At 34.7% G+C, this 2,508-nt stretch carries 2 protein-coding genes; both read right to left on the bottom strand.

What is annotated here, in order from left to right; all coding sequences use genetic code 11:
* Positions 1 to 74: 74 nt before the first annotated feature.
* Entirely contained in the window at positions 75 to 683 is a 609-nt protein-coding gene (locus M2326_RS17395) for a hypothetical protein (RefSeq protein WP_264620811.1), read from the bottom strand.
* Between the two features lie 183 nt (positions 684 to 866).
* On the bottom strand, positions 867 to 2,387 hold the full coding sequence (locus tag M2326_RS17390; protein WP_264620810.1) for a sulfatase family protein: 1,521 nt from the start codon (positions 2,385 to 2,387) through the stop codon (positions 867 to 869).
* Positions 2,388 to 2,508: the final 121 nt, after the last annotated feature.

Raw genomic sequence — 2,508 nt, 5'->3', positions numbered from 1 at the left:
AAGAGGTTATAGAAATTCAGGAAATTTCATAAAAATGGTGTATTATTTAGGAAATGCCTAAAAATGCAATTCCACTATTTTAAGCGAAGAGCCTTATTTATTCTTTTTGTCAATGTTTCTTTGTAACCAGAAGTTTTATTTGAAGAAAAGAACTTAGCCTCAATTATAAATATGGTTTTATCTGTTTGTATTATGATATCTGGCTCAGAACCTTTATTTTTTGCTTCTCCAAATTCGGCTCTCGCCTCGTCTAGGAAAGTCCATGATTTATTTTCTTTTAATGAATAAGACCAATAAATTATGTCTATGATTTTATGTTGATTTTTAGAAATTTCGTCAAGTAAAGCTGATAATAATTCACTTTTTTCAAGATAGCGAAAGACATTCCAAGTCAATGTGTCTTCACTATTCTCACTTGACATTCGACTTTCTCTTTTTACTTTATAAATTTTTTCTAGTAATATTTTATCCTCTTTTTCATTCCATAAAAAATTTTCAATATCAGTGCTATATATAAAAGTTGATGGTGTAATTAGAATATTATGTTTAGGACAGATAAAGTTTTTTCCTTCATTTCCTGAACGACGTTTTCTATCAACAATTAAATCACAACCTTTTACAGGACAAGAAATTGTATCATTTAGTATATTTATATTTTCCTTGAGGTCAGAAATTTTATACATTAATTACTTTTTAAATTGACTTTTTTATAATAACTAGAATCAACTAATCCTCACAAGTTTACAAATTTCGTCCAAACAAACCTAATATTCTCCTAAGTTTTTTCTTTCGATAAAAACCAAAAAAAAAAAACCTTCTCTACAAAATGCAGAGAAGGTATTTCTATTTTTAAAAATTATAAAAAACTATTTTATATTCGAATAGTTTTTACCTCTAATCGCTTCAAAAGCAGCAAGAAGTTCTTTTAATTTTGCTGGATTTGATTCAGCTAGATTGTGGTCTTGGCTTGGATCGTTTTTCAAATTATACAATTGAAATTGAAGCGAAACTCCCAACTCCGTGTTGGTTTGTTTGTTGACTGCATTTCCTTTGTATGGCGGAATCATTACCCAGTCACCAGAGCGGAAACAAGTATTAGAACCGGCTTCCAAAACGATGTTGTTACGTCCTTTTTTTGATTTTCCTAATAAAGGTTGCAACATATTCTCACTATCACCCATCTCTGCTTTTGCTCCAACTAAATCGGCCAACGAAGCCAAAAGGTCCACTTGACACACCAAAGCATCTGATACTTGTGGTTTGATTGTTCCTTTCCAATATGCCATCAAAGGCACGCGTGTACCTGCATCAAACAAACTGTATTTCCCACCACGTAGCTTTCCAGCTGGCGTGTGTTTTCCTAATTTTTCAACGGCATCATCATAATACCCATCATCTAAAACTGGACCATTATCACTTGAAAATACGATCAGTGTGTTTTCTAGAATTCCTTCTTTTTTCAAGGTTTTCATGAATTCACCAATACACCAATCGGCTTCCAAAATAGCATCTCCACGAGGTCCCATGCCAGACTTACCTACAAAACGAGGGTTTGGTGTGCGGGGAACATGCGGTTGTTGCAAAGCGTAGTACAAAAAGAAAGGCGATTTTTTGTGTGTACGAACGTAGTCTTGCACTTTTACCAAAAAGTGATCTGCCATATCAACGTCGCTCCAGTTTGCAGCTTTTCCACCTTTTACAAACCCAATTCTCGGAATTCCGTTTACGATACTATTATTATGACCATGGCTCCATTTCATGCTTAGCAATTCAGGATTATCAACACCTGTAGGCTCTCCTGGGAAATTTTTATTGTAATTTACAGCAATAGGATCTTTTGGATCTAAACCGTCCACACGACCGTTTTTGATGTAAACTGTTGGCACACGATCTTGCGTAGCGGCTAAAATATACGACTCATCAAAACCAATTTCGTTGGCTCCTGGTGTAATATGACCGTTCCAATTGGTGTCTCCTGCTCCCAATCCCAAATGCCATTTTCCGATTACAGCTGTTTGATATCCTGCTCTTTTTAGCATTTTAGGCAAGGTTTCTTGCTTGGTATTGATAATCAATGGTGCCGTACCTGGTAGAATTTTAGCTTCACTATTTCTCCACGGATACACTCCTGTAAGCAAGCCGTAACGACTAGGCGTACAAGTCGCTGATGTGGCATAACCATTGGTGAATTTGACTCCTTCATTGGCCAAAACATCAATGTTTGGTGTTTTGATTTCGGTAGCTCCATAAGCGCTAAGATCGCCATAACCTAAATCATCCAAATAAATTACGACAATATTGGGCTTGGTAGTTTTTCTTTTTTGGGCATTTGCATTGGTCAATAGTACCCCTATAAACAAATAGGTCAGTATCTGTCTCGTTTTCATTTTACTAATCATTAGTGTTTGTATAAAAATATTTTGAGGTAAGCAGTTAAATTCATATCTTTAAAGTATTGAAAAACATAGAAATAATGGAAATTTTTAAAGGTCAAAATCTCATAGAGTT

Origin of the sequence: Flavobacterium psychraerolatum (assembly GCF_025960985.1) — a bacterium.
Taxonomy (GTDB): domain Bacteria; phylum Bacteroidota; class Bacteroidia; order Flavobacteriales; family Flavobacteriaceae; genus Flavobacterium.
This window is presented reverse-complemented; position numbering and strand designations above follow the sequence as displayed.